Genomic DNA, 22,750 nt, shown 5'->3' with positions numbered 1-22,750 from the left:
GGTTCAGGCTTGGTTCGGGCTTGGGGTGTAGGGGGCGAAGTCGACGGCCTCGAGGGCCTCGGCGCAGCGCAGGCAGACGGAGGGGAAGCGGGTGTCCGCGCCTACGTCGGGGATGAAGCGCCAGCAGCGCTCGCAGCGGGTGTCGGCCGACTTGATGGCGTCCACGGAGAGCGTCTCGCCAGCGGCGAGCTTCACAGTGGATACGTTGAATAGCTCAGGCAATGCTGTCTCGTAGCGGGTGAGGAGAGCAAGGTCGGTGGGGTTCGCGGAGAGGGTGACCTCGGCCTCCAGAGCCTTGCCGATGATCTTCTCCGCACGCAGCGCCTCGAGCTTCAGCAGGACCTGGTCGCGGACCTCGAGCAGGAGAGCCCAGTCGGCTTCGATGGCGGAGCGGTTGCCGGGGATGATCTCAGCGAGGTCGGGGAAGAGCGCCAGATGAACGCTGTTCTCGCGGCCTTCCACCTTGGGCAGGAAGCCCCAGACCTCGTCGGCGGTGAAGCTCAGGATGGGGGCGATCAGCCGCGTCAGCGCCTCGGCGATCCGCCATAGCGCGGTCTGGCCGGAGCGGCGGGCGGGGGCGTTGGGCGCGAAGGTGTAGAGCCGGTCCTTCAGCACGTCGAGGTACAGCGCCGAGAGGTCCGTGTTCACGAACTCGTTGAGCGCATGGTAGGCGCGGTGGAACTCGAAGTCATCGTAGGCGCTGCGGATTTTGGCGTCGAGCTGCGCGGTGCGGGTCAGGATGTACTGGTCCAGCGGCTCCATCGCGGCGAAGGCGACGGCGTCGGTGGCGGGGTTGAAGTCGTGGATGTTGCCCAGCAGGAAGCGCAGCGTGTTACGCAGCTTGCGATAGTTGTCGCTGACGCGCAGCATCAGGTTCTCGCTGGCGGCGACGTCCTCGCGGAAGTCGACCGAGGCGACCCAGAGGCGGATGATCTCCGCACCCAGGCGCTTGGCGATGTCGACTGGATCAACGCCGTTGCCGAGCGACTTCGAGAAGGCGCGGCCCTGCTCGTCGAGCGTCCAGCCGGAGGTGGCGACCTTGCGGTATGGAGCCACGCCGCGCAGCGCCACGGAGTTGAGCAGCGACGAGTGGAACCAGCCGCGATGCTGGTCGCCGCCCTCGGTGTAGAGGTCGGCGGGGAACTCCAGCTCCGGCTCGGCGTCGAGCACCGCGTGCCAGCTCGAGCCGGACTCGAACCAGACGTCGAGAATGTCCATCTCCTTGCGGAACTCTTTATTTCCGCAGGAGCAGGCAGTGCCGGAGGGCAGTAGCTCCTCGGCGGTTTTCGTGTACCAGATATCGGCGCTGTGCTGGCGGAAGAGATCGACGATGTGGGCGCTGACCTCGGTGTTCTTGAGCGGCTCGTGGCAGGCGTTGCAGAGGAAGACCGCGATGGGCACGCCCCAGATGCGCTGGCGCGAGATGCACCAGTCGGGCCGTGTGGCGATCATGTTGGAGATGCGCTCCTCGCCCCAGGCCGGGTCCCAGACGACCTGCTTGATGGCGTCGAGAGCGCGCTGGCGGAAGGTGCTTGGGGTGCTGTCTGTAGTCCCGTCTTCCGCGGGCATCGGCGTCTCCATGCCGATGAACCACTGCTCGGTGGCGCGTACGATGACGGGGTTGTGGCAGCGCCAGCAGTGCGGGTAGCTGTGTTGCAGGTTGAATGACCCCATCAGCGCGCCGCGCTCGCGCAGCAGCTCCGTGATGGGCTTGTTGGACTCGAAGACGGTGAGGTCGGCGTAGGGCTGGTCGCCGGTGTTGCGCTGGCGGCCCGCGTTATCGACATACTGCACGTCGGGCAGGTTGTAGCGCTTGCCGGTGTAGAAGTCGTCCACGCCGTGCGCGGGCGAGGTGTGGACCGCGCCGGTGCCCTGGTCGGCGGTGACGTAGGCCGCGATGGTACCCAGTACGGAGCGCTCGAGGAAGGGGTGCTGGAAGGTGACCAGCTCGAGGCGATCTCCTTTGAATCGAGTGATTTCCTTAGAGTTCTTCAGGTCGCCGATGAGGTCGCAGTTGGTCTTCACCTGCTCCACCAGGTCGGCAGCGACGAGGTAGATGCTCGTGCCGTCGTCGAGGCCGACGTACTCCAGCTCCGGGTTGAAGGCGATGGCCATCGAGGCCGGGATCGTCCACGGCGTGGTGGTCCAGATGATGGTGTAGACCTCGCGGCCGGCTAACTCAGGAGCAATCGCTGCTGCATCACTCGTCAGCCGGTAGCGCACGTAGACGCTGGGCGAGGTGTGCTGCTCGTACTCGACCTCGGCCTCGGCCAGCGCGGTCTGGTCGTGGATGCACCAGAAGACCGGCTTCAGCCCCTTGTAGACGAACTCCTGCTCGAAGTAGTCGTAGAAGGTCTCGAGGATAGCGGCCTCGTACTCAAACGACATCGTTTTGTACGGGTTGTCCCAGCGCCCGAAGACGCCGATGCGCTGAAACTGCGAGCTTTGCAGATCGACGTACTTCTGCGCGTACTCGCGGCAGGCGCGGCGTACGCTGACGGCTGGCATCTCGAGCTTCTTGCGGCCCAACTGCTCGTCTACCTTGATCTCGATGGGCAACCCGTGGCAGTCCCAGCCGGGGACGTAGGGCGAGTCGAAGCCCGCCATGGTCTTGGTCTTGACGACGAAGTCCTTGATGCACTTATTGAGCGCGTGTCCCAGGTGAATAGCGCCGTTCGCGTACGGCGGCCCGTCGTGCAGGATGTACCTCGGCGACCCGGCGCGGGCGGCGCGAATCTGCGCGTAGAGTCCGGAGGACTTCCAGGCCTCGAGCCGCGCAGGCTCGTTCTGGGGCAGGTTCGCCTTCATCGGGAAGGCGGTCTGGGGCAGGTTCAGGGTCGACTTCAACGGCTTCTGGTCAAGCACTTCCGGCATCTAAATCCTCATGGATAGGGCGAGCTGGGTGGCGGGCGCGATTTGCTTGCCGCCAAATGTCTATTGTATCCGGCGGCGGCGGATTATTTAGTTTCCTTGTTCCTGCGGGGAAGTTGACCTGTCGCCCGCCTGATGCGTCCAACTAAACTGCATGGGGGAGTTGTTTTCCCCCGAAAGCACAGCGGAAAGAAACTTTGTAGAATGTTCATTGGAAGCCAGATGCGATGCCTGCACCCGACGCAACACCCAACCGGCGGAAGACCGTGAACGTTATTGAAACGATGAGTGTGAGGCATGTTGGGTCTTGCGAGCACCCGTCTCGCAAACCATCTGAGGGCAACCAGCATTATGGCTAAAGCGCAATTCCTGCCCCCTGATCCAGTGGGCGAATCCGGACTGAACCTGAGACCCGACGACTCCGTCCGGCTAAGTGGCGATCTCTCCTCGACGACCGAAGAGGGGGTCTTCGGCTCGCTGTTCGAGAGCCTCAGAGACGTATTTTTTCCTCAGAAGCTGCCTCCGCTGCAACTGACTTCAAAGCCGATCGCGGTGCCGGACCGGATGGCGGTCAAGCGCGATCCCAAGTCGACGATTCTGGCGGCTGTCATCAACGGGTTGGTTTTGGCGTTCCTCCTGTGGTGGGGAGCGCGCAAGGTCGGCATTATCGCCGCTCCGGCTCCGAAGGTCATCAGCCTCGTGGAGCCTCCGCCACCGCCGCCGAAGGCTCCTCCGAAGGCTGTGGTGATGGGTGGAGGTGGTGGCCAGAAGGGACCGACGCCGGTCACTCGCGGCAATCCGCCGAAGTTCGATCCGAAGCCGATTCTGCCGCCGATGGCTCCGCCGAAGATCGAGCCGAAGCTGGCGGTCGATCCGGCCATCAACGTCCAGAAGGACATCAAGATGGCCAAGTCGGACCTGCCGAACATCGGTATGCCCAACTCGCCGCTGGTCGGCATGTCGATGGGTAATGGCAACGGCAGCGGCCTTGGCTCGGGTAACGGCAACGGCATGGGACCGGGTTCGGGCGGCAATACGGGCGGCGGAGTGTTCCGCATTGGCGGCGGTGTTTCGGCTCCGCAGATTCTCTATCAGCCGGAGCCGGAGTTCTCGGAAGAGGCGCGCAAGGCCAAGGTGGCGGGGAACGTGCTCGTCTATCTACAGGTCAATACCGACGGACGGCCGATGCACGTGCGCGTCATCCGCGGGATTGGTCTGGGCCTGGACGAGAAGGCGATGGAAGCGGTGAAGCAGTACAAGTTCAGACCCGCGATGAAGGACGGCAAGCCTGTCATCGTTGAGATGAACGTCGAGGTCAACTTCCAGATCTTCTAAACGAGATAGAAAAAGCCGAGAGCCCCATTCATCGCAATGAATGGGGCTCTCGGCTTTTCAGGCGTTGCGCATGCTTTCTCAGGCACAAATCCTTACGCTGAGATATCCGGCTTGGAACGGAACGGCCAGCGTAGCCTCAGAACACGCGAGCGTTCGCGTTCACGCTGCTCGGCAAGGGTGCGGGCCTGCAAGAGGTCGCTAATGGTGACGATCCCGGCAAACTTATCCTGAGCATCGAGCACTGGAAACGCCGTGTGCTTGGACTCGGCCATTACCATCGCGGCCTGGCGCAGCGTCTGCATATTGAAGAGCGTGGTCGGGCTGGCCGAGCCGTCTTCCAGTAAAGGTCTTTCGAGTTCTCCTGCCTGAGCGGCGGCGACCATCTGCGCCCGCGTGAGGATACCAGCCAGACGGCCATCTTCGTGGACCAGCGGGAAGATTCTCTGCCAGTGTGACCACGCCCCCGGCCCGCGAGCGTTCATGCTGGCGAACCAGTCCGCCGCCTGACTGCGGCGCGCGTCGGCGGGCAGGGCAAAGACGCTGGTGTGCATCACCGCCGAGACCATCACCACCTCCAGCGGGTCCACGCCGTAGTCGCGCGAGAGGTGCAGCCCCTTGCGGCTCAGGCCCTCGGTCAGCATCGAGCGCGGAGAGATCAGGATGCTGATGCCGTAGGAGCAGATGCAGGCCAGCAGCACCGGCAGCATCAGTCCTCCGTTGTGCGTCAGCTCCACGGCCAGCATCGCGGAGGTCAGCGGCGCGCCCAGCGCGGCTGAGAGCATCGCCGTCATGCCGACGACGGCCCAGGCTCCGGGCGTCAGGAAGGGCATCCAGTGGCCCAGAGTGACGCCCAGCGCCGCCCCGATCATCAGCAGGGGAGCCAGGATGCCGCCTGCCGTATTTGAACCCAGCGAAAACATCCAGATGATGCTCTTGACGATGAGGACTCCGGCCAGCAGCCTCCAGGTGATGTCGCCCGAGACCAGTTGCTGGATGACCTCGTACCCGGCCCCCAATGCGGGAGGGAAGATCATTCCGCCCAGCCCGACGACGATGCCGCCGATGGCCGGCCACCACATCCAGTGGATCTTTTTGAGCGTGACCTCGAAGAAGTGTTCGGAGAGGTGGATGCCCCGGCTCAGGCCGATGGCTCCGAGCGCCGAGGCGAAGCCGATCAGGAGCGCCGCCAGCATGGCCGCGTGGTGCATCAGGCCGGTGGTGGGGGGCATGGGGAAGATGGGCAGGCTGCCGAGCAGCAGGTGCCGCACCGATCCCGCCGTGACGCACGCCATGGCCACCGGGACCAGGCTGCGCGGGCGCCACTCGAAGAGCAGCAGCTCCACCGCCAGCAGCACGGCGGACATGGGGCAGTTGAACGCCGCTGCCACGCCCGCCGCCGCGCCCGAGACCATCAGTACGGCGCGTTCGCTGTCCGACACCGGCAGGAGCTGGCCGATCACCGAGCCGATGGCTCCGCCGGTCATGATGACCGGACCTTCGGCCCCGAACGGGCCGCCTGAGCCGATGGAGATGGCCGTGGCAATGGGCTTCAGCACGGCGATGCGGGGCGAGACACGGCCGCCCTGGAAGACGATGACCTCCACGGCTTCGGGCATTCCGTGGCCGCGCACCTTGGGTGAGCCGAAGCGCGCCATCAGGCCAACGAGGAGGCCACCGGCGACGGGGACCAGAGCCGCCCACCAGTGTAGCGGGCGGCTGTCCGGGGAGACCTCCAGAAAGCTGAAGCGGTGCAGGTAGAAGAGGTTCGTCGAGAGGGCGATCAGGCGGATGAGTGCCCAGGCTCCCACCGTGCTCAGCGCGCCGAGAAGGCAGGCCAGCGCGCTGACGTAGAGGACGCGTGAGTCGATGGTGTAATCGCTAAGTGGTTTATTTGTAGTGGCTTTCATCGTTGGGATGGAAGTAGTTCCTGAAGAGATGAGGCCAGCTCCGGCGCGGCGGTAGCCAGATAGCTCAGGTGCTCGCCGGTAAGCTTCGCCAGTAACTCCTGCCCGTGCGGGGTGATCTCGACCACGGCGCGACGGTGGTCGGTGGGATCGGCTACGCGGCGGACCAACCCGGCCCGCTCGGCGCGGTCCACCAGCTCGACGGCGCTGTTGTGGCGTAGCAGAAGCCGCTCGGCCAGCGCGGAGATGGTGGTGCGGGCGGCGTCCGCCTCCATCCGCGCCGCGCCCAGCACCTGCAATAGCTGGTACTGCTGCATGGTGACGCCTGACTCCTCGCAGGTGGATTCGGAGTAGGCGAGGAACTGGCGCAGGCGGAAGCGGAAGTTGGCCAGTTGAGGAAGACGGTCGATGGTGTCGGGGGATTGATTCGGCATAAATTTATATCGTGTTGCGATATATATGATTATATCGCGTCACGATGTATCTGCACAGTCAGTAGACTTGAACCTGAGACATCTACTTACAGGAGCTTCCTTTGATCGCGCGTTACACACGTCCGGAGATGGGCCGTATCTGGTCCGATGAGAACAAATACCGCTGCTGGCTGCGGGTCGAAACTGCCGCCTCGCAGGCCCTGGCCAAGGCCGGGCTGGTGCCCCAGGAGGCCGCGGATGCGATCCGCGACAAGGGCAACTTTTCGGTCGATCGCATCAACGAGATCGAGGCCGAGGTGAAGCACGACGTCATCGCCTTTACCACCTCGGTCTCCGAGTTCGTCGGGGCGGAGTCGCGCTGGTTCCACTACGGCCTCACCTCCACCGACGTGGTGGACACGGCGCAGGCGTTGCAGCTTCGCGAGGCCTCGGCCATCGTCCGCGAGGGCATCGTACGGCTGAGCGAGGTGCTGAAGGCGCGTGCGCTCGAGTTCAAGCACACGCCCATCATCGGCCGGACTCACGGCATTCACGCCGAGCCGAGCACCTTTGGGCTGAAGCTGTTGCTCTGGTACTCGGAGATGCAGCGCAATCTGGCCCGTTTCGATGCCGCCGCGGAGGACCTGCGCGTGGGCAAGCTCTCGGGAGCCGTCGGCACCTTCGGCCACCTGAAGCCGGAGCACGAAGAGGCCATCTGCGCCGCGCTGGGACTGAAGCCCGTAGCGGTCGCAACACAGGTTGTCCAGCGCGACCGCCACGCGGCTTATGTTGCGACTCTTGCGGTGCTCGCGTCCACGCTGGACAAGATCGCCACTGAGATCCGCCACTTGCAGCGCACTGAGGTCCGTGAGGCGGAGGAGTTCTTCTCCGAGAAGCAGAAGGGCTCGTCGGCGATGCCGCACAAGCGCAACCCCATCACCAGCGAGCAGATCAGCGGTCTCGCCCGCGTGATCCGGGGCAACGCGCAGGTAGCGTTCGAGAACGTCGCACTGTGGCATGAGCGCGACATCTCGCACTCCTCGGCTGAGCGTGTGATCCTGCCGGACTCGACCATTCTGGCCGACTACCTGCTCCAGAAGACGGCCACTCTGATCGAGAAGCTGCTCGTCTATCCGCAGCGGATGATTAAGAACCTCGAATCGACCGGTGGGCTGATCTTCTCCGGGCAGTTGCTGCTCGATCTGGCGGAGTCGGGTATGTCGCGTGAGGACGCGTACCGGCTGGTGCAGGGCCACGCGATGAACTCGTGGAAGAACGACCTCGTCTTTCGCGACGAGGTGGCCAAGGAGCCGGAGATCACCAGCCGCCTGAGCCTCGAAAAGCTGGCCCACGCCTTCGACTACACGCGCCAGCTCGCGAACGTGGATGCGATTTTTGCACGCACGTTAGGGGAATAGTGGTATTCCGCCATAGCGCGATGTTTGACTGTCGCGCTATGGCGGATGGATTTTGCGATGGATGATCTGGTTCACATTGCGGATGCGGCGCTGGCCGATGCGGTGCGGCGAGCGGGCGGGCATCTGGTCTGCAAACCGGGCTGCTCGCAGTGCTGCGTGGGGGTATTTCCCATCGCGTTACAGGATGCGGCGCGGCTGCGTGACGGACTGGCTGCCGCCGCTCCCGAGCGGGCGAGCCGTATCCGCCTGCGTGTTGAAGACTCGCTTCGGCGTCTGGAGCCGTGGTTTCCGGGTGACCGTGCCACGGGGATTCTGGGTGAGGACTACGAGGCGGCGATTCTCTTCGAGGAGTTCGCCAACGACGAAGTCTGCCCGGTGCTGGACCCGACGACGGGGACGTGTGACCTGTACGCGGCTCGGCCCGTTCTCTGTCGTACCTTTGGTCCTCCTATGAGGACGGAAGAGGGTAACTTGGGCACATGCGAGCTGTGTTTTATCCACGCGTCCACCGAGGAGATCGCGGCCTGCGAGCTTGATCCGGGGTTTCCGGCGGTGGAGGAGGCCAGCAATGCGGCCTTCGATGAGGCGCACGGCCTGCACGGCGAGACGTTGGTGGCGTACGCATTGCGCGGCGTTTAGACGATAATCAGCGAGTGAGCGATTTGAAGCGGAACTTTACTCTGGCGATTACGGGGGCCAGCGGCAGCGTGTTTGCCGCCGAGATGCTGCGGCTGCTGGTGGCCGACGAGCGTGTGAGCCGGGTCAACCTCGTGGTCTCGGAGAGCGCATTGAGGGTGCTGGCCGAGGAGCTGCACCTGAGTGGACGGACGGCCCTGGTGGAGAAGCTGCTGGGTACGTCGAGCGACAAGGTACGGCAGCTTGCCGACGAGGATATTGGGGCCAGCATCGCTAGTGGGAGCTATCCGACAGAGGCGATGATCGTGTTGCCGTGTTCGATGGGGACGCTGGCGAGGATCGCGCATGGAATGGCTTCGAGCCTGATCGAGCGGGCGGCGGATGTGACGCTGAAAGAGCGGCGGCGGCTGGTGCTGTGCGTGCGCGAGACGCCGCTGAACCTGATTCACCTGCGTAATATGACGGCAGCGGCAGAGGCGGGTGCGACGATCTATCCGGTGATGCCGGTACTGTACACGCAGCCGCAGGATACGGCGGTGATGGCGCGGCAGTTTGTGCATCGGGTGCTGGGGCATGTGGGGTTGGGGCAGGCGGATGCATTTGTTTGGGGAGATGAAGAGTAGTTTTTACGCGTAGCGTCGAGAACTGCACGAAGTGCCGCCCGCCCGGCGTGAGGGCGCTTTGTTGTTGTCTTTTGTGGTTGAGAAAAGAAAGCATATCTCGGGGGCTAAAGCCGGACCTACCCCAGAAGCAGATTCCTCCGCTTCGCTCCTGAATGACAACCAAGAAAACAGGCAACGGCAAGTGCGCCCTTGCGCCGGGCGGGCGGCACTTCGTGCGGTTTTGGACGCTTCGCGTGTTTAAGATGCGGGGTGCGGGACGGTGGTCTCGCTGCGGGGCAATGCAGGATTGGCCGTAAAGAACGCAACCGTCTCCTTCAGGATAGGCGGCGCGCACTCGCCCGGAGCCAGATGCCCGCAGTCTTCGATGACGAACAGAACCGACTGCGAGATCTCGCGGTGCATCTTCTCGCCCGTCACCAGCGGAATCAGCCGGTCCTCCTTGCCCCAGACGATCAACGTGGGCTTCGCGATCTGGTGCAGGCGGAAGTCGAGCAGGTCCCGGCCGTTGAGCATCGCGGCGACGCTGCGCTCGATCACCATGCGGTTCGCCTGCAGCTTATGGATGGCGTCGCGGGCGACGAAGGCAGGCAGCGGCCTCGGCTTAGGGTAGAGCATCGCGTTCAAATGGTCGAGCCCGGCGGCATCGGTCGGCAGGAAGAGGGAGGCGTCGAAGGTGCGCGGAAAGTAGACCCCGGCGGCGTCGTACATGGCCAGCCGGTCGACCATCTCGGGGTGGTCGAGCGTGAGCCGCGCGACGACCCAGCCGCCCATGGACCAGCCGCCGAGATTGGCGTGCTCGAGATGGACGGCGTGCATGAAGTCGATGACGGTGCGGGCCTGTGTCGAAATGGAGTAGCTGATATCGGGCTTGGGCGAACGGCCGTAGCCGGGCAGGTCGGGCACGTAGACGTGGAAGCCCGCGGCGGCGAGGCCGGGGATGAGCGGTGCCCAGTCCTCGCCGCGGGAGCCGAGACCGTGGACGAGCACGAGGGACGAGCCGTCGGAGGGACCGGCCTCGAAGTAGTGCAGCCGGTAGGGTCCGGCCTGGATGTACTCGCTGTGGACCCCGGCGCGCCACAGCTTGTAGCGGATGAGCTGGTCGTTGACCCGGAGCGGGGCGCAGTAAAATGTGGCCCCGGCGGCCAGGGCCAGGAACAGGAGGAGGACGGTGGCTCTCTGGAGAAACTTCATTGCGGGTTCTGCTCTCTTCGTGTGGGCGCCGGGAGGCGATATCCAATGTTACAACTGTGTTAATGCGAGAGAGTAGCAGGAATCGCAGAGAGTGGGGATATTTTTTACGCGAAGTGTCCAAGACAGCACGAAGTGCCGCCCGTCCGGCGTGAGGACGCTTTTGTTGTTGTTCCTGGGATAGGTCGGGCCTTCAGCCCTCATCCGCTCATTGGGATGTTTCCCTGGGGCTTTGCCCCAGGCTGGTATAGGGCGCGCCGTTGGCGCTTTTTGTGGTGAAGGGACAACCGTATCCCATGCCTCGGAGTCGAGGCATGGGTTATAGGGTTACTTGAGCGGCTTGCCGTACTCTTCGGAGAAGACGGTGTGGTTCAGCTCGAAGCGGCCGCCGTCGAACTTATCCGGTCCCTTGAGGTGACCGACGGCGAGGAAGGCCACTACCCAGTAGCTGAGAGGTAGGCGTAGAACTTCGTGGACCTTGTCCTGTTCGAAGCCTTCCATGGGAGCGGTATCGTAGCCCAGCACCTCGGCCATCAGCATCATGTGCGTGAAGGCCAGCATGACCTGCTTGTTCAGCCAGCCCTTCATCTGGTCGGGCGTGAAGCTCGAAAGGTAGTTGGGCACGCTCGACCGGGCCTGGGCGGCGTAGCTCTCGGGCATCCCGCCCTCGAGGCCCATCTGAAGCATCAGGTCCAGATCCTTGCGCCATCCGTCCGCGTCTCCGCAGGCGACGATGACTGCCGAAGCCTCCTCGACCTTGCCCTGGTTGTAGGCCGCGCCCCGGAGCCTGCGGCGCTGGTCGAGATTCTGCACCACGACGAATCGCCAGGGCTGCATGTTGTAGCCGCTGGGAGCAAAGCGGCCGGCATCGAGGATGCGGCGGAGATCCTCGGGCGGAATGGGGGTACCGTCGAAGCTGGGAGTGGCGCGACGGTCCAGGATTGCCTGATCGAGAGGTTTCATAGTTGGTGGCATGGCACTCTTTCTACTCTGTCGGGATGATGGAAGCAGGATCAGTCAGGGAGACAGTGGTGCGAAAGCTGTTCCACACAAAAAATACAACATTTTGGGATGCGAAATATTACGTTTTGTATGGTTACCCGCTGGGATCTCCAGAAAATAGCACCTAGTGGATCTCATTCATGGCCGCTTCATTGGCCACTGGAGCCTGTCCGGGGGCGTCGGAGAAGATCCAAACGCCGTGGAAGGCGGTGCGTAACTCGGGGTGGGCGGCCAGTAACGCGCTCATGGCGGCCAGGTTGCGGGCGCGGGCGGTGTTGGCGTCGCCGAGCGAGTCCACCTTGATGTGGGCGGCGACGTCGGGCTTTTCCTTATCCAGCGTGTTGTCGGGGTAGAGGGACGTGAAGCGGTACTCGGCACCGTCGGCGGCCTTGATGACCAGCGGGTTGTCCGGGCCGATGCCGTTGGCCAGAGCCGGGGGAGCCGCCGAGGCGGTCTCGGTGCGGAGCGCCTCAAGGTGCGTGCTGGAGACGAAGGGCGCGGGTTGCAGCAGTTGGCGAGCCTGTCCGAAGTAGAGGAAGGCGTTCCACGGCTGCTTGGCGGCGCTCAGGGAGCGAGCCTGGGTCCAGTACCAGAGGCCGTCATGCCCGGCGACGGTGGCGGCCTTGGGATAGAGCCCGGCGAGTTGCCACGGAGACGCAGGCGTCTGCTGGCGGAGGAGGAACGAGACCAGCCACGGGGACTCGCCGGTGAAGCGGACGAGGGTGAAGGCGTAGCGCCCCGGCGGCAGGGAGGCAATGGTGAAATCGGCTTCGGCGGCGGACTTGTTGAGGGTGCAGTCGAACTGGGCGTCGGGCGAGGAGCCATCGGGGTTCCGCTTGTTGGCGGAGGCGTCGAGAAGGTAGACCTGCTCGACGACGGGCGTGCCGGACTTGAGATGAGGAGCGGTGGACGAGATAGTGTTGCCGATGCCGTCGAAGCTCGAGGCAAACTCGGCGATGGTATTGGCGCGGACGCCTGCCAGGTCGGCGGCCTGGATCTTGAGGGCGAGGCTGCGCGCGGCTCCGGCCAGCGTGTCGCGCTCGGCGGGCTGCATCTGGGACTGGGTGGTGCAGGTCTCGGCCGGAGCGGCTCGGAGCGCGAAGAAGGGCATGAGGAACAGGGCTGCGGCCGCGACGGTTTTATTGTGACTGCGGTGTCTGATGGGTTTTGCCTCTCGTGTCATTGCGGCTTCCTGCGCCGGGCGGTTCCATGCCAGTCTAGTACATGAGATGCGGGGAACAGATAAGACATAAACTGGGGTGGGTGTGCTGAAAGCCGCTCGGCTTCGTCCTACGAGAGACCAATGTTGAGATCGAGTGCAATTCGGGTGATGGGGCTGCTGCTGGCCGGGTGCGTGGGATCGGGGGCGATGCTCGCGCAGGCGGCTCCGGGTGCTGCTGCGCCCGTGGAGAGGCCGAAGCTGCCGGGGCAGATGCCCGCACATCGGGCTCACGTGACGTACGCCGATGGACGGCTGGCGGTGGAGGCGGATAACTCCAGCCTGAACCAGATTCTGCGGGAGATCGCCCGGCTGACGCAGATGAAGATCACCGGCGGGGTGGCGGAGGAGCGCGTCTACGGGAGCTATGGGCCGGACGCTCCGGCTAAGATTCTGGCGGCGCTGCTCGATGGGACCGAGAGCAACATGTTGCTGATCGCTGGTTCGGATACGGTGGCGAGCGAGCTGGTGCTGACGCCGCGAGCTGGTGGGCCGACGCCGCCGAGTCCGAGTGTGGTTGCGGTGAGCGAGGAGGAGGAGAAGACGGATCGGCCTCCCGATGGGCAGGTGCGGCCGAGTGTTCCGGCGGCTCAGGGAGCCGCGCCAGCCGGGGTGATTACGCCCGGTGGTGGTGGTGCTGCTGCTCCCGGTGCTGCGGCTGAGGCTCCGGCGGCAAGCTCTGCACCCGCGCAGCCCGCTGCGGATACGACGCAGGTGCAGTCGCCCAATGGGGTGAAGACGCCGCAGCAGATCTACGAACAACTCATCAAGATGCAGCAGCAGAAGACGCCGCCACAGTAAGAGGGCTACTCGTGCGGGACGCCGAATAGCTCGGCCATCTCGGCATGCAGGAAGCCGCGTCCGGGGCGGTAGGGCTGAATCCACTTGCCGTCGAGGACGAACTGCGGGATCGCCCGCTTGCCGACGTTCTCGAAGACGGTATCGGCCGCGCCGGGCGTCTCCTCGATGTCGATCTCCTGGAAGGGGATGTTGTGCTTGGCGAGGAATCGCTTGGCCTCGCGGCAGTCGCGGCACCAGGATGCTGAGTAAACGGTAAGCTCCATAGCAGTATTCTACTGCTCCTTCCCGTTTTTACTGTTCTTTGTAGTTGCGCATCAGGCCGCCGTCGACGACGTAGGTCGAGCCGGTGATATAGCCCGCCTCGTCCGAGGCCAGGAAGGCGACCAGCGCGGAGACGTCGTCGGTGCTACCCAGGCGGCCCAGCGGAATGTTGTTGAGCAACGCGTTGAGCTTGGGCTTGTCGGCCAGCAGCGCGGTGTTGATGGGCGTGTTGATGGCTCCCGGAGCCACGTTGTTGACCGTGATGCCGACCGGGCCAAGTTCCATGGCAAGGTCGCGCATGAGCATTCGCATCCCGCCCTTGGCCGCGCAGTAGCTGGCGAAGTTAGGGAAGACCATGTCCTCGTGGACGGAGCTGATGTTGATGACGCGGCCCGGCTTCTGGAGTGCGACCAGCCGTTTGACGAAGGCCTGGGTGAGGAAGAACGCGCCCTTCAGGTTAGTGTCGAGAACCATGTCGTAGTCCTTCTCGGTGACCTCGAGGAAGGGCGCATTCTTCTCGACACCGGCGTTGTTGACCAGTATGTCGCAGCCGCCGAGCTGGATGTAAGCCTGATCGACGAGGTTCTGGGTGTCGGCCAGGGAGGAGACATCGGCCTGAACCGTGATGGCCTTGCTCCCGAAGGCCTCGACCTTGGCTTTGGTCTCATTGGCTCCCTCGGGGTGGGAGTGATAGTCGATAACGACGGCGGCTCCCTCGCTGGCGAGCCGTATGGCGATGGACTGGCCGATGCCGGAGGACGATCCGGTGACGATGGCGACTTTTCCCGTAAAGCGGTCAGGCATGAGTTCTCCGGGGAGGATGGTTAAGCTCAGGTTCGAGAAGACCCGCGCGTGATGAGGTGGTAGATGCCGAGCAGAATGCAGGCTCCGAGCAGCGACATGAGGAACCCGGCATACTGGCCGGGCTCGTAGTGGCCGATGGCGCGGCCCAGGTAGGTGCCGAGGAAGCTGCCCGCGATACCGATCACGGAGGTGATGATGAAGCCGGAGGGCTCGCGGCCGGGCATGATGAGCTTGGCGATGAGACCGACGATAAAGCCGATGACGATGGTCATGATGATGCCGTGGGGCATGATGGTTCCCTCCGGGATGCAGAATCTGCGATGCGGAAGCGAAGGACGGAGCTGCTATGGATATGGATGCAGAATCCGGATTAAGAATCGCCCGAAAAGTGTTGGGCGGCGCAGATTTATTTTGCCGACCTCTTTGCCGGTAACTTCTTTGCTGACTTAGCCGGTGTTTTTTTAGCCGCTGTCTTCTTAGCCGCACTCTTCTTATCGGCGATCATGCCGGAGAGGATCTCCTTGGCGTGCTCGAGCGTTTTCCGGCGATCTTCTGGAAGATTTTTCCCGGCCCGGTTGATGTAGAAGTTGAGCATCTGCATCCCGGAGGCGGGGCCTTTGGGGGAGACTTTCTCCGAGAAGAGTGCTTTGGCGATGCTTGGGGCGGACTTCTTGAAGAGACCTTCGTCGGGGTGAGTGGAGTCGGTGTTGACCTTAGCGGACCACTTACGAGGCGTCTTTTTTGCGGGGGATTTTGTCGGCATGGGCGCTCTCCTTTGCGGTGGTTCGATGCAGGAGAGGCTTGCGGGGTTGATGCTGGGTCAGGATCGCTTGGCGCGGAAGAAGGCGGTGAGTATCTGGCCGCACTCTTCGGCCAACAGACCGCTGGTGACCTCGACGCGGTGGTTGAGCTTCGGGTGGTTCATCACTTCGAGAACCGAGCCGCAGGCACCGGCCTTGGGGTCGGGCGCGGCGTAGATCAGGCGGCGGATGCGCGCGTGCAGGATGGCTCCGGCGCACATGGCGCAGGGCTCGAGCGTGCAGTAGAGGTCGCAGCCCTCAATGCGGTAGTTGCCCAGAGCGAGGCCAGCGGCGCGCAAGGCGACGATCTCGGCGTGGGCGGTGGGGTCGGAGTCGCGGATGACGCGGTTGGAGCCGGTGGCGAGGATCTGGCCGTCACGCACGATGACCGCGCCCACAGGGACTTCGCCAGCCTGCTCGGCGGAGCGGGCTTCGGCGATGGCGGCGCGGAGGAAGTCTTCGTCGGTCATGCCTGCGAACGTACCTGGGGCTGGGCCTCGGGGCCGAAGAAGCGTTCGATCTCGGCGGCCAGCGAGTGCAGCGCCGGACGGCTGACGGCGAGGGCTTCATCGCTGTGGGAGAAGCTCTCGCGCCATATCTTTTCGAGAATCGGCGTCAGGATGGGCGCGGTGAGCTGCGCGGTGGGGAAGTGGCGGATGGCCGCGAAGATCGCGTCCTCCTCCGGCTCGTACTCGTCCGCCGGAGCGCCCGAGGCGATGTGGCCCTCGGGGTCGGCGGTGCGGATGAGTTCCTGGATGGAGTGGAGGTCGGGCGGCGGCGGCCAGGGCTTGCTCATGCAGGCTCCTGCTGGGTCATGCAATGCAGCGCGCCCAGCCCCCAGATGAGGTCCATGCAGTGGATGCCGACGATCTCGCGGTCGGGGAAGCACTCGGCCAGCAGGTTCAGGGCGCGGCGGTCGTTAGGGTCGTTGAAGGTGGGGACCAGCACCAGACCGTTGGCGATGTAGAAGTTGGCGTAGCTGGCGGGCAGGCGCTGGCCCTCGAAGACGACCGGCGCGGGCATGGGCAGCTCGCGGATGTCGAAGGCTCCGCCCTTGAGGTTGCGCGCCGAGCGCAGGCGGTCGAGGTTCTCGGCCAGCGGTAGGTGGTTCTCGTCGGCCACGTTGTGCTCGACGGCGGTGAGGATGGTGTTGGGCGCGACGAAGCGGGAGATATCGTCGACGTGGCCGTGGGTGTCGTCGCCCGCGCAGCCGCGATGCAGCCAGATGATCTTCTCGATGCCGAGGTGCTCGTTGAAGGCGGCCTCGAGCTGCTCGCGGGAGATGCCGGGGTTGCGCTGCTGCACCTCGGAGAGAAGGCACTCTTCCGTCGTGAGCAGGATGCCCTGGCCGTTGACGTCGATGCTGCCGCCCTCGAGCACCAGCCGGTGGTCGCCGATCATGGGCCGCCGCTCGGGCATGTCGTACAGCTTGGCCACGTGCTGCGGAATCTGGTCGTCGCGCCGCCAGTTGTCGTACTTGGCCCAGGCGTTGAAGTGCCAGTTGGTGATGGAGGTCTCGCCAGCGTCATCCTTCACGAAGATGGGGCCGGAGTCGCGGAGCCACACGCGGTCGGTGGGCCAGTGGTGGAAATGGATGCGGGCGAGGTTGGCCCCGGCGCGCTTGAGCAGTTGGGTGACGCGGCGCTCGGCGTGCTCGTCGTTGACGAGGATGTTGACGTCCTCGACGCGCGAGAGGTTGCGGACGATCTCGGAGTAGACCCAGGGGATGGGCTGGAACTTGCCGGGCCAGTCCGAGACGTTGTGGGGCCAGGCGATCCAGGTGGCGGCGTGAGGGGCCCATTCGGCGGGCATGCGGTAGCGGGTCATGGGTCTCTTCGTTTCGGGATGCGAGGTGCCTCTCCCGTCTATGTTGCGCTGGGGGAATTGGACGATTCGTCGTCGAACTGCACTGTAGTAAGTATAGCGGTTTGAGGTAGATGACGACGCTGCACGCATGTTGCAGAGGAATGAATGTTAGGGACGGCCAGGGGCGCTACGAATGGTCTCCGGCAATTACGGCTTACTTATGGGTTGCGTCCTATGATCGTTTGCAATGAGAAGGAGGCATTTTGTATGCCGCTGGTACATGGTTTGGAGTTCGGTGCGAATCAAGCAGAGCTGGTAAAAGATCTGGTTCGCGAGCTGCTGAAAGATGGAAACTGCGCTGTGTACGCGCTTCATAACATGAAGCCGAATGGCGAGTTGAGAATGGTTTCGATGCCGACGGATGCAACGAAAAAAGCAGGCCGAGGCGTGTTCCTGCGGATTCGGCCCGGAGCCCAGGTAGCTATGATCGTGCGCCCGATGAATGCAAAGGGCGGAGATAAGTTCACGCCGGTCTCGAAGCTGACACAGTCGGAGATGCTGAAGGTGATTCGCATCTGGCGTAAGCAGACGGCATTGCATGTGCTTCCTGTGATGAGAGCGGCTGACCGTTTGGATGGTCCAGTCGATATCAGCCAGCAGCGTTAGCAGGGAGGCTCCCGGAGCCGCTACTCCGGGAGCCTCTGTCGATCCCACCAAAGGTATGAAACGACAGTTCTCTGGACGGTTTAGTCGAGGAAGCGGCTGGTGATGCCCTGATAGGCGTCGATGCGACGATCGCGGAGGAAGGGCCAGTTGCGGCGCGTGTCTTCGAGCAGCTTCAGGTCGATCTCGGCGATCAGGATCTCTTCCTTATCGTGCGAGGCCTGCGCAATGACGCGCCCGAACGGGTCGGCGATGAAGCTGCCGCCCCAGAACTCGAGGCCCGCGCCGCCGGGGCCGGGGATCGAGACGCCGTTATGGATGACGTCGCCGTACTCGTGCCCGACGCGGTTGACCGCGCCGACGAAGACGCCGTTCGAGATGGCGTGGGCGCGCTGCATGGTCTGCCAGGCCGAGTACTGCGCCTCGCCGAACTCGGCCTTCTCGGACGGGTGCCAGCCGATGGCGGTCGGGTAGAAGAGCGTCTCCGCGCCCTTGAGCGCCGTGAGGCGGGCGGCCTCGGGATACCACTGGTCCCAGCAGACCAGCGTACCGATCTTGCCCTGGCTGGTGTTGAAGCTCTTGAAACCCAGATCGCCGGGGGTGAAGTAGAACTTCTCGTAGTAGAGCGGGTCGTCGGGGATGTGCATCTTGCGATAGACCCCGGCGAGCGAGCCGTCGGCTTCGAGGATGGCGGCAGTGTTGTGATAAAGCCCTGGCGCGCGGCGCTCGAAGAGGCTGGCGATGAGGACGATCTTCTCTTCGCGGGCGACCTGGCTCAGCAGCTCGGTCGAGGGGCCGGGGATGGACTCGGCGGTGTCGAAGAGGGCGTGCTCTTCGCGCTGGCAGAAGTACTGCGCGCGGAACAGCTCCGGCAGGCAGACGACGTTGGCCCCGGCGCGGGCGGCGTCGCGGACGAGGGTGGCGGCCTTTTCGAGGTTGGCCTGGGTGTCGGGAACACACGACATCTGGATGAGGGCGATCTTCTTGTGCTTAGTCATGGTCACTTTTCTTTGGATGTTGCGGATGGGCTACGGGTTCGTCCCGCTGGGCTTTCATACTGGTCTCTTCCAGTTTACGGCTTGGGGGCAGGCATAAAGTTGTAAAGACTCCATAAAGATGCGCCTGCGGGTGGGCAAAACTGTCGTTCCACCGTGAATTTCTGATAACTTATCGTTGGAAGCTCAGGCTGTCCCCAACTCTTCAACGTTTGTTTTTGGTCTATTCGTCACCACTTTTTCCGGGCGGCTCTATACTCCGCACCGCACCCTTTTGAAGGAGCACCATGTCGAGCGAATATCGTGATTTTCTGGAACTTTCGTATGCGGAGCTGGAAGAGCTGAATCTGGCCGCCAAAGAGCAGCGCAAGAAGCGCGTTCCGGCCGAGGTACTGCAGGAAGAGCGTCTGAACTACCTGAAGAACGAGCCGCGCATCAAGGCCGTGACCGTGGTCTTCTCGGACCTCGAAGGCCGGCTGCACATGCTGGACTACGACAAGAAGTTCCTGGTGAAGAGCTACGACAACCTGACCTTCGACGGCTCCTCGATCCGCGGCTTTACGGCGCAGCGTGAGAGCGACCTGCGCCTGGCGCTGGACTGGGCGGCCTTCTACTGGACCCCGGCCGACGTCTTCGGCGCGGGCAAGGTGCTGGTCTTCGGCGAAGTGATCGACAAGAATGGCGGCTTCTACTCGGGCGATATCCGCGGCGTGCTGAAGAACTTCTCGAACGAGGTCTTCGAGGCCAACGGCTGGGTACTGAACGCGGCCAACGAGATCGAAGGCTTCCTCTTCGAGGGCATCGACGCCGAGCGCAGCTTCCACGAGATCGGCAGCTTCGAGTACGTGAACAAGGGCGGCTACTACCACTCCCTGCCGGGCGATCCGTTGCGCGAGTTCATAGACACCGTCTCGGAAGTACAGCGCGCGATGGGCTTCGAGAACGAGAAGGATCACCCCGAGGTTGCGCCCTCGCAGTTCGAGATCAACTACACCTACGGCGACGTGGTCGCGGCTGCGGACCAGATCCAGCTCTATAAGCTGATCTGTCGCCAGGTGGCCACGCAGATGGGCATGACCGCCAGCTTCCTGCCGAAGCCGGTGACGGGCGTAAACGGCTCGGGCATGCACACCAACGTCTCGATCACCAAGAACGGCAAGAACCTGTTCTGGGACCCCAAGGGCGAGGAGAAGATCTCTCGTATGGGCTGGCAGTTCGTCGACCGCATCCTGACGCACGGCAATGACATCTGCCTGCTGCTGAATGCGAGCGTGAACGCCTACCGGCGTCTGGACCCGCACTTCGAGGCTCCGAACCAGATCAAGGCTTCGGCTACGGATCGCGGCTCGATGGTCCGTATCCCCATCGGCAACGAGAAGTCGTCGCGTGTCGAGGTCCGTTCGGTCGGCCCGGATGCGAACCCGTACATGGTGCTGTACTCGGTCTTCAAGACCGGCCTGCACGGCGAGACGGCGAAGATCAAGAACCTGCGCCAGGCGGACCGTTACCTGCCCGACAACATCTACACCGCGCTCGAGGACTTCAAGGCTGCGACCTGGACGACGACCATGCTGGGCGCGGATGTGAAGGCACGGTATGCGGACCTGAAGCAGGCTTCGGCGGATCGCTGCCCGCGTCTGCTGGGAACGATTGTGAAGTCGTCCGAGGTCCAGTTCCACCACGACGTCTACAACCAGTTGCTGTGGAATATCTTCTAATCGGCCAGATTTTGTGGTTTAGCTGTAAAAATGCCTGTTCCCTCTATGGAACAGGCATTTTCTTTTTATTCCCGTATTGGAATGGCGCGTGATGAATCGCGGTTGATTTCGGGAGAAACGTCCATATCGTGGCTTACGCTCGGGAGGAATTTTATTCCCTACACCCGAGTGTGACCTATGCTGAAGAACGATCTAAGACTGAGAGCCGCGACAACCAGACCGTACTTTCCCGAGTTGGATGGCGTGCGAGCGATTGCCGCGTTGATGGTGATGGTGTTTCATTTTGGGCAGGATTGGTACTCGTCGAAGCTGCTGGTCTTTGGCCAGACCGGAGTGGATCTGTTCTTTGTTCTGTCGGGCTTTCTGATTACGACGATCCTGCTGCGATCGCGGCAGGGAGACTGGCACGAGATCAGAAACTTTTACATCCGGCGCACGCTGCGGATCTTCCCGCTGTACTACGGCTATCTGTTGGGAGTGTGCCTGCTGGGCGGTACGGTGTCGCTCTGCTACTGGGGCTATCTGCAGAATCTGGCGGCGGCGTTTGGAGGACCGCTTCATCTTGCCGCGCCGTCCGGCCCTGCGCACTTCTGGTCCCTGGGGGTGGAGGAGCAGTTCTACCTGGTCTGGCCGTTTCTGATCCTGTTCTGGCCTCGGCGCTGGCTTGCGCACGCCATGTGGGGGATGGTTGTCTTTTCGATTCTGCTGCGCGTGGCGCTGATCGGTAGCTCTGTCGACACCTTCCGGTTTACGCTGACGCGGCTGGACGGGCTGGGGGCGGGCGGGTTGCTGGCGTACTACTACTTCCGCGGCGTGCTGGGGCGGTTCAAGCCGCTGTTGATGGCGCTCGCGCCGTTGGCTCTGCTGAGCCTGGTCGTGGAGAAGATGGCCTCCCATGGGACGGGAGTGGCGTGGGTCGAGGTGATGAAGTACACGTCGGCGACGGTGCTCTATGTGGCTCTGATCGGGCTGCTAGTGACAACCGAGGACTCCTGGATGCACCGCATCCTGCGGACGAAGCCCATGCGAGGGATCGGCGGGGTGAGCTACGGAATGTATGTCTACCATCCGGCGATCTTCATGGCGCTTCCGGGCTACCTGGGAGGACTGCCGATTCTGGCGAAGGCGGCGATCTGTTTTGCGGTGGTGTACCTGGTGGCGCTCGCGAGCTTTTATGGATTCGAAAGACCGTTTGTGGGGCTCAAGGCCAGGCTGGCATCGGAGAAGCCATTTCGTGCGGTTACCGCTTAGAATAGGCAATATTTTTGGTTTGGGCGGCTTGTCTCCGTATGATAGTGGGGCTTGCTTTGTCTGATATCTGTCTATTTGAAAAGGGGATTATGCGGAAAAAAGTTACGATCGTCGGAGCTGGAAACGTAGGCGCAACGGCTGCGCACTGGATTGCTGCGAAGGAACTTGCGGACGTGGTTCTGCTGGACGTGATGGAAGGGGTTCCGCAGGGCAAGGCGCTGGATCTGCTGGAGGCCATGCCGATCGAGAAGCGCGATGTCTCGATTGTGGGTACGAACGACTATGCCGACACCAAGGGTTCGGATATCGTGGTCATCACGGCGGGCATCGCGCGCAAGCCGGGCATGAGCCGCGACGACTTGTTGAACACGAACTTCAAGATCATGAGCGACGTGGTGGAGAAGGCGGTTGCGGCTTCGCCGGATGCGATCCTGATTATCGTCTCGAACCCGCTGGACGCGATGGCGCAGACTGCTTTCAAAAAGGCTGGGTTGCCGCGTGAGCGCGTGATCGGTATGGCGGGCGTGCTGGATTCGGCGCGCTTCCGGACGTTCATCGCCGAGGAACTGCAGGTCTCGGTGGAGAACGTGACGGCGTTCGTGCTGGGCGGCCACGGCGATACGATGGTGCCGCTGTCGCGCTACTCGACGATGGCCGGGATTCCGATCACCGAACTGATCGCGCCGGACCGGCTGAAAGAGCTGGAGACGCGGACGGCGAACGGCGGCGCGGAGATCGTCAAGTACCTGAAGACGGGGTCGGCCTACTACGCGCCGAGCGCGGCTGCGGTCGAAATGGTCGAGGCGATCCTGAAGGACAAGAAGAAGGTCCTTCCGTGCGCGGCGTATCTTGAGGGCGAGTACGGAATCTCGGGGCTATACGTCGGGGTGCCGTGCAAGCTGGGAGCCAAGGGTCTCGAGCAGATCATCGAGATCAAGCTGACCGAAGAAGAGAAGGCTGCTCTCGACAAGAGCGCGGCCGCGGTGAAGGAGCTTTGCACCGTCATCGGCGTAGCGTAGTTTACCGCCACGGTAGAAACGAG

The 22,750-nt window shown here is 63.2% G+C and carries 23 protein-coding genes; 9 read left to right on the top strand and 14 right to left on the bottom strand.

The window, feature by feature from the left end; genetic code table 11:
* Positions 1-3: 3 nt before the first annotated feature.
* Positions 4-2,874 (bottom strand): isoleucine--tRNA ligase, encoded by a 2,871-nt coding sequence (gene ileS, locus FTO74_RS12495; protein ID WP_162538450.1) that lies wholly within the window; start codon positions 2,872-2,874, stop codon positions 4-6.
* 348 nt (positions 2,875-3,222) lie between these two features.
* Here ileS and FTO74_RS12490 point away from each other — a divergent pair, with 348 nt between their 5' ends.
* On the top strand, positions 3,223-4,206 hold the full coding sequence (locus FTO74_RS12490) for an energy transducer TonB (protein ID WP_162538449.1): 984 nt from the start codon (positions 3,223-3,225) through the stop codon (positions 4,204-4,206).
* Positions 4,207-4,298: 92 nt separating this feature from the next.
* Here the strand turns inward: FTO74_RS12490 and FTO74_RS12485 are convergent, their stop codons facing one another.
* Positions 4,299-6,113: a chloride channel protein gene (locus FTO74_RS12485; RefSeq protein WP_162538448.1), complete on the bottom strand. Its 1,815-nt coding sequence runs from the start codon at positions 6,111-6,113 to the stop codon at positions 4,299-4,301.
* Positions 6,110-6,544 carry a MarR family transcriptional regulator gene (locus FTO74_RS12480; RefSeq protein WP_162538447.1) on the bottom strand — a complete coding sequence of 145 codons (435 nt, stop codon included), beginning with the start codon at positions 6,542-6,544 and terminating at the stop codon, positions 6,110-6,112. Before FTO74_RS12480 ends, FTO74_RS12485 begins: the two co-directional genes overlap by 4 nt.
* 101 nt (positions 6,545-6,645) lie before the next feature.
* Between FTO74_RS12480 and purB the strand changes: the two genes are divergently transcribed.
* From purB to FTO74_RS12465, 3 genes are read left to right on the top strand one after another with little or no spacing between them, the layout of a single operon-like run.
* The gene (purB, locus tag FTO74_RS12475) at positions 6,646-7,941 is read left to right on the top strand and encodes an adenylosuccinate lyase (protein ID WP_162538446.1); all 1,296 of its coding nucleotides are present in this window, start codon (positions 6,646-6,648) and stop codon (positions 7,939-7,941) included.
* A gap of 57 nt (positions 7,942-7,998) precedes the next feature.
* Positions 7,999-8,580, top strand: a complete 582-nt coding sequence (locus tag FTO74_RS12470) for a YkgJ family cysteine cluster protein (RefSeq protein ID WP_162538445.1) — start codon at positions 7,999-8,001, stop codon at positions 8,578-8,580.
* A 14-nt stretch (positions 8,581-8,594) separates the two neighbouring features.
* A complete protein-coding gene (locus tag FTO74_RS12465) occupies positions 8,595-9,200 on the top strand; it encodes a UbiX family flavin prenyltransferase (RefSeq protein ID WP_255462231.1) in 606 nt (201 codons plus the stop codon).
* A gap of 237 nt (positions 9,201-9,437) precedes the next feature.
* On the opposite strand, the gene FTO74_RS12460 is transcribed toward FTO74_RS12465, so the two are convergent.
* From FTO74_RS12460 to FTO74_RS12450, 3 genes are all read right to left on the bottom strand, one after another.
* Complete coding sequence (locus tag FTO74_RS12460; protein ID WP_162538444.1) at positions 9,438-10,391, bottom strand: alpha/beta hydrolase; 954 nt, start codon at positions 10,389-10,391, stop codon at positions 9,438-9,440.
* A gap of 324 nt (positions 10,392-10,715) precedes the next feature.
* Positions 10,716-11,363 (bottom strand): nitroreductase family protein, encoded by a 648-nt coding sequence (locus tag FTO74_RS12455; protein ID WP_162538443.1) that lies wholly within the window; start codon positions 11,361-11,363, stop codon positions 10,716-10,718.
* 151 nt (positions 11,364-11,514) lie between these two features.
* Positions 11,515-12,573 (bottom strand): hypothetical protein, encoded by a 1,059-nt coding sequence (locus FTO74_RS12450; protein ID WP_255462230.1) that lies wholly within the window; start codon positions 12,571-12,573, stop codon positions 11,515-11,517.
* Between the two features lie 120 nt (positions 12,574-12,693).
* On the opposite strand from FTO74_RS12450, the gene FTO74_RS12445 reads away from it, so the two are divergent.
* Entirely contained in the window at positions 12,694-13,410 is a 717-nt protein-coding gene (locus tag FTO74_RS12445) for a hypothetical protein (RefSeq protein ID WP_162538442.1), read from the top strand.
* Between the two features lie 5 nt (positions 13,411-13,415).
* Here the strand turns inward: FTO74_RS12445 and FTO74_RS12440 are convergent, their stop codons facing one another.
* From FTO74_RS12440 to FTO74_RS12410, 7 genes are all read right to left on the bottom strand, one after another.
* Positions 13,416-13,673, bottom strand: a complete 258-nt coding sequence (locus FTO74_RS12440; protein WP_162538441.1) for a glutaredoxin family protein — start codon at positions 13,671-13,673, stop codon at positions 13,416-13,418.
* A 28-nt stretch (positions 13,674-13,701) separates the two neighbouring features.
* On the bottom strand, positions 13,702-14,475 hold the full coding sequence (locus FTO74_RS12435; RefSeq protein WP_162538440.1) for a glucose 1-dehydrogenase: 774 nt from the start codon (positions 14,473-14,475) through the stop codon (positions 13,702-13,704).
* 26 nt (positions 14,476-14,501) lie between these two features.
* Positions 14,502-14,765 carry a GlsB/YeaQ/YmgE family stress response membrane protein gene (locus FTO74_RS12430; protein ID WP_162538439.1) on the bottom strand — a complete coding sequence of 88 codons (264 nt, stop codon included), beginning with the start codon at positions 14,763-14,765 and terminating at the stop codon, positions 14,502-14,504.
* 116 nt (positions 14,766-14,881) lie between these two features.
* Complete coding sequence (locus FTO74_RS12425; protein ID WP_162538438.1) at positions 14,882-15,238, bottom strand: DUF3175 domain-containing protein; 357 nt, start codon at positions 15,236-15,238, stop codon at positions 14,882-14,884.
* A gap of 57 nt (positions 15,239-15,295) precedes the next feature.
* Complete coding sequence (gene tadA / locus FTO74_RS12420; RefSeq protein ID WP_162538437.1) at positions 15,296-15,745, bottom strand: tRNA adenosine(34) deaminase TadA; 450 nt, start codon at positions 15,743-15,745, stop codon at positions 15,296-15,298.
* On the bottom strand, positions 15,742-16,071 hold the full coding sequence (locus FTO74_RS12415; protein WP_162538436.1) for a hypothetical protein: 330 nt from the start codon (positions 16,069-16,071) through the stop codon (positions 15,742-15,744). The genes tadA and FTO74_RS12415 overlap by 4 nt, the downstream gene beginning before the upstream one ends.
* Positions 16,068-17,102, bottom strand: coding sequence for an agmatine deiminase family protein (locus FTO74_RS12410; protein WP_162538435.1), 1,035 nt, complete (start codon positions 17,100-17,102; stop codon positions 16,068-16,070). Before FTO74_RS12410 ends, FTO74_RS12415 begins: the two co-directional genes overlap by 4 nt.
* Positions 17,103-17,315: 213 nt before the next feature.
* On the opposite strand from FTO74_RS12410, the gene FTO74_RS12405 reads away from it, so the two are divergent.
* Positions 17,316-17,747, top strand: a complete 432-nt coding sequence (locus FTO74_RS12405) for a CRISPR-associated protein Cas5 (RefSeq protein ID WP_255462639.1) — start codon at positions 17,316-17,318, stop codon at positions 17,745-17,747.
* Between the two features lie 80 nt (positions 17,748-17,827).
* Here FTO74_RS12405 and FTO74_RS12400 read toward each other — a convergent pair whose 3' ends face one another.
* Entirely contained in the window at positions 17,828-18,742 is a 915-nt protein-coding gene (locus FTO74_RS12400; protein ID WP_162538434.1) for a carbon-nitrogen hydrolase, read from the bottom strand.
* A gap of 284 nt (positions 18,743-19,026) precedes the next feature.
* Here FTO74_RS12400 and FTO74_RS12395 point away from each other — a divergent pair, with 284 nt between their 5' ends.
* The 3 genes from FTO74_RS12395 (at position 19,027) to mdh (ending at position 22,727) form a co-directional block, all read left to right on the top strand.
* Entirely contained in the window at positions 19,027-20,457 is a 1,431-nt protein-coding gene (locus FTO74_RS12395) for a glutamine synthetase family protein (RefSeq protein ID WP_162538433.1), read from the top strand.
* Between the two features lie 177 nt (positions 20,458-20,634).
* A complete protein-coding gene (locus tag FTO74_RS12390; RefSeq protein ID WP_162538432.1) occupies positions 20,635-21,708 on the top strand; it encodes an acyltransferase in 1,074 nt (357 codons plus the stop codon).
* An 89-nt stretch (positions 21,709-21,797) separates the two neighbouring features.
* Positions 21,798-22,727 carry a malate dehydrogenase gene (gene mdh / locus FTO74_RS12385; protein WP_162538431.1) on the top strand — a complete coding sequence of 310 codons (930 nt, stop codon included), beginning with the start codon at positions 21,798-21,800 and terminating at the stop codon, positions 22,725-22,727.
* Positions 22,728-22,750 lie beyond the last annotated feature (23 nt).

Source organism: Granulicella sp. WH15, from assembly GCF_009914315.1.
Taxonomy (GTDB): domain Bacteria; phylum Acidobacteriota; class Terriglobia; order Terriglobales; family Acidobacteriaceae; genus Edaphobacter.
Note: the sequence above shows the minus strand (reverse complement) of the source record. Positions and strands in the feature narration are given on the sequence as shown.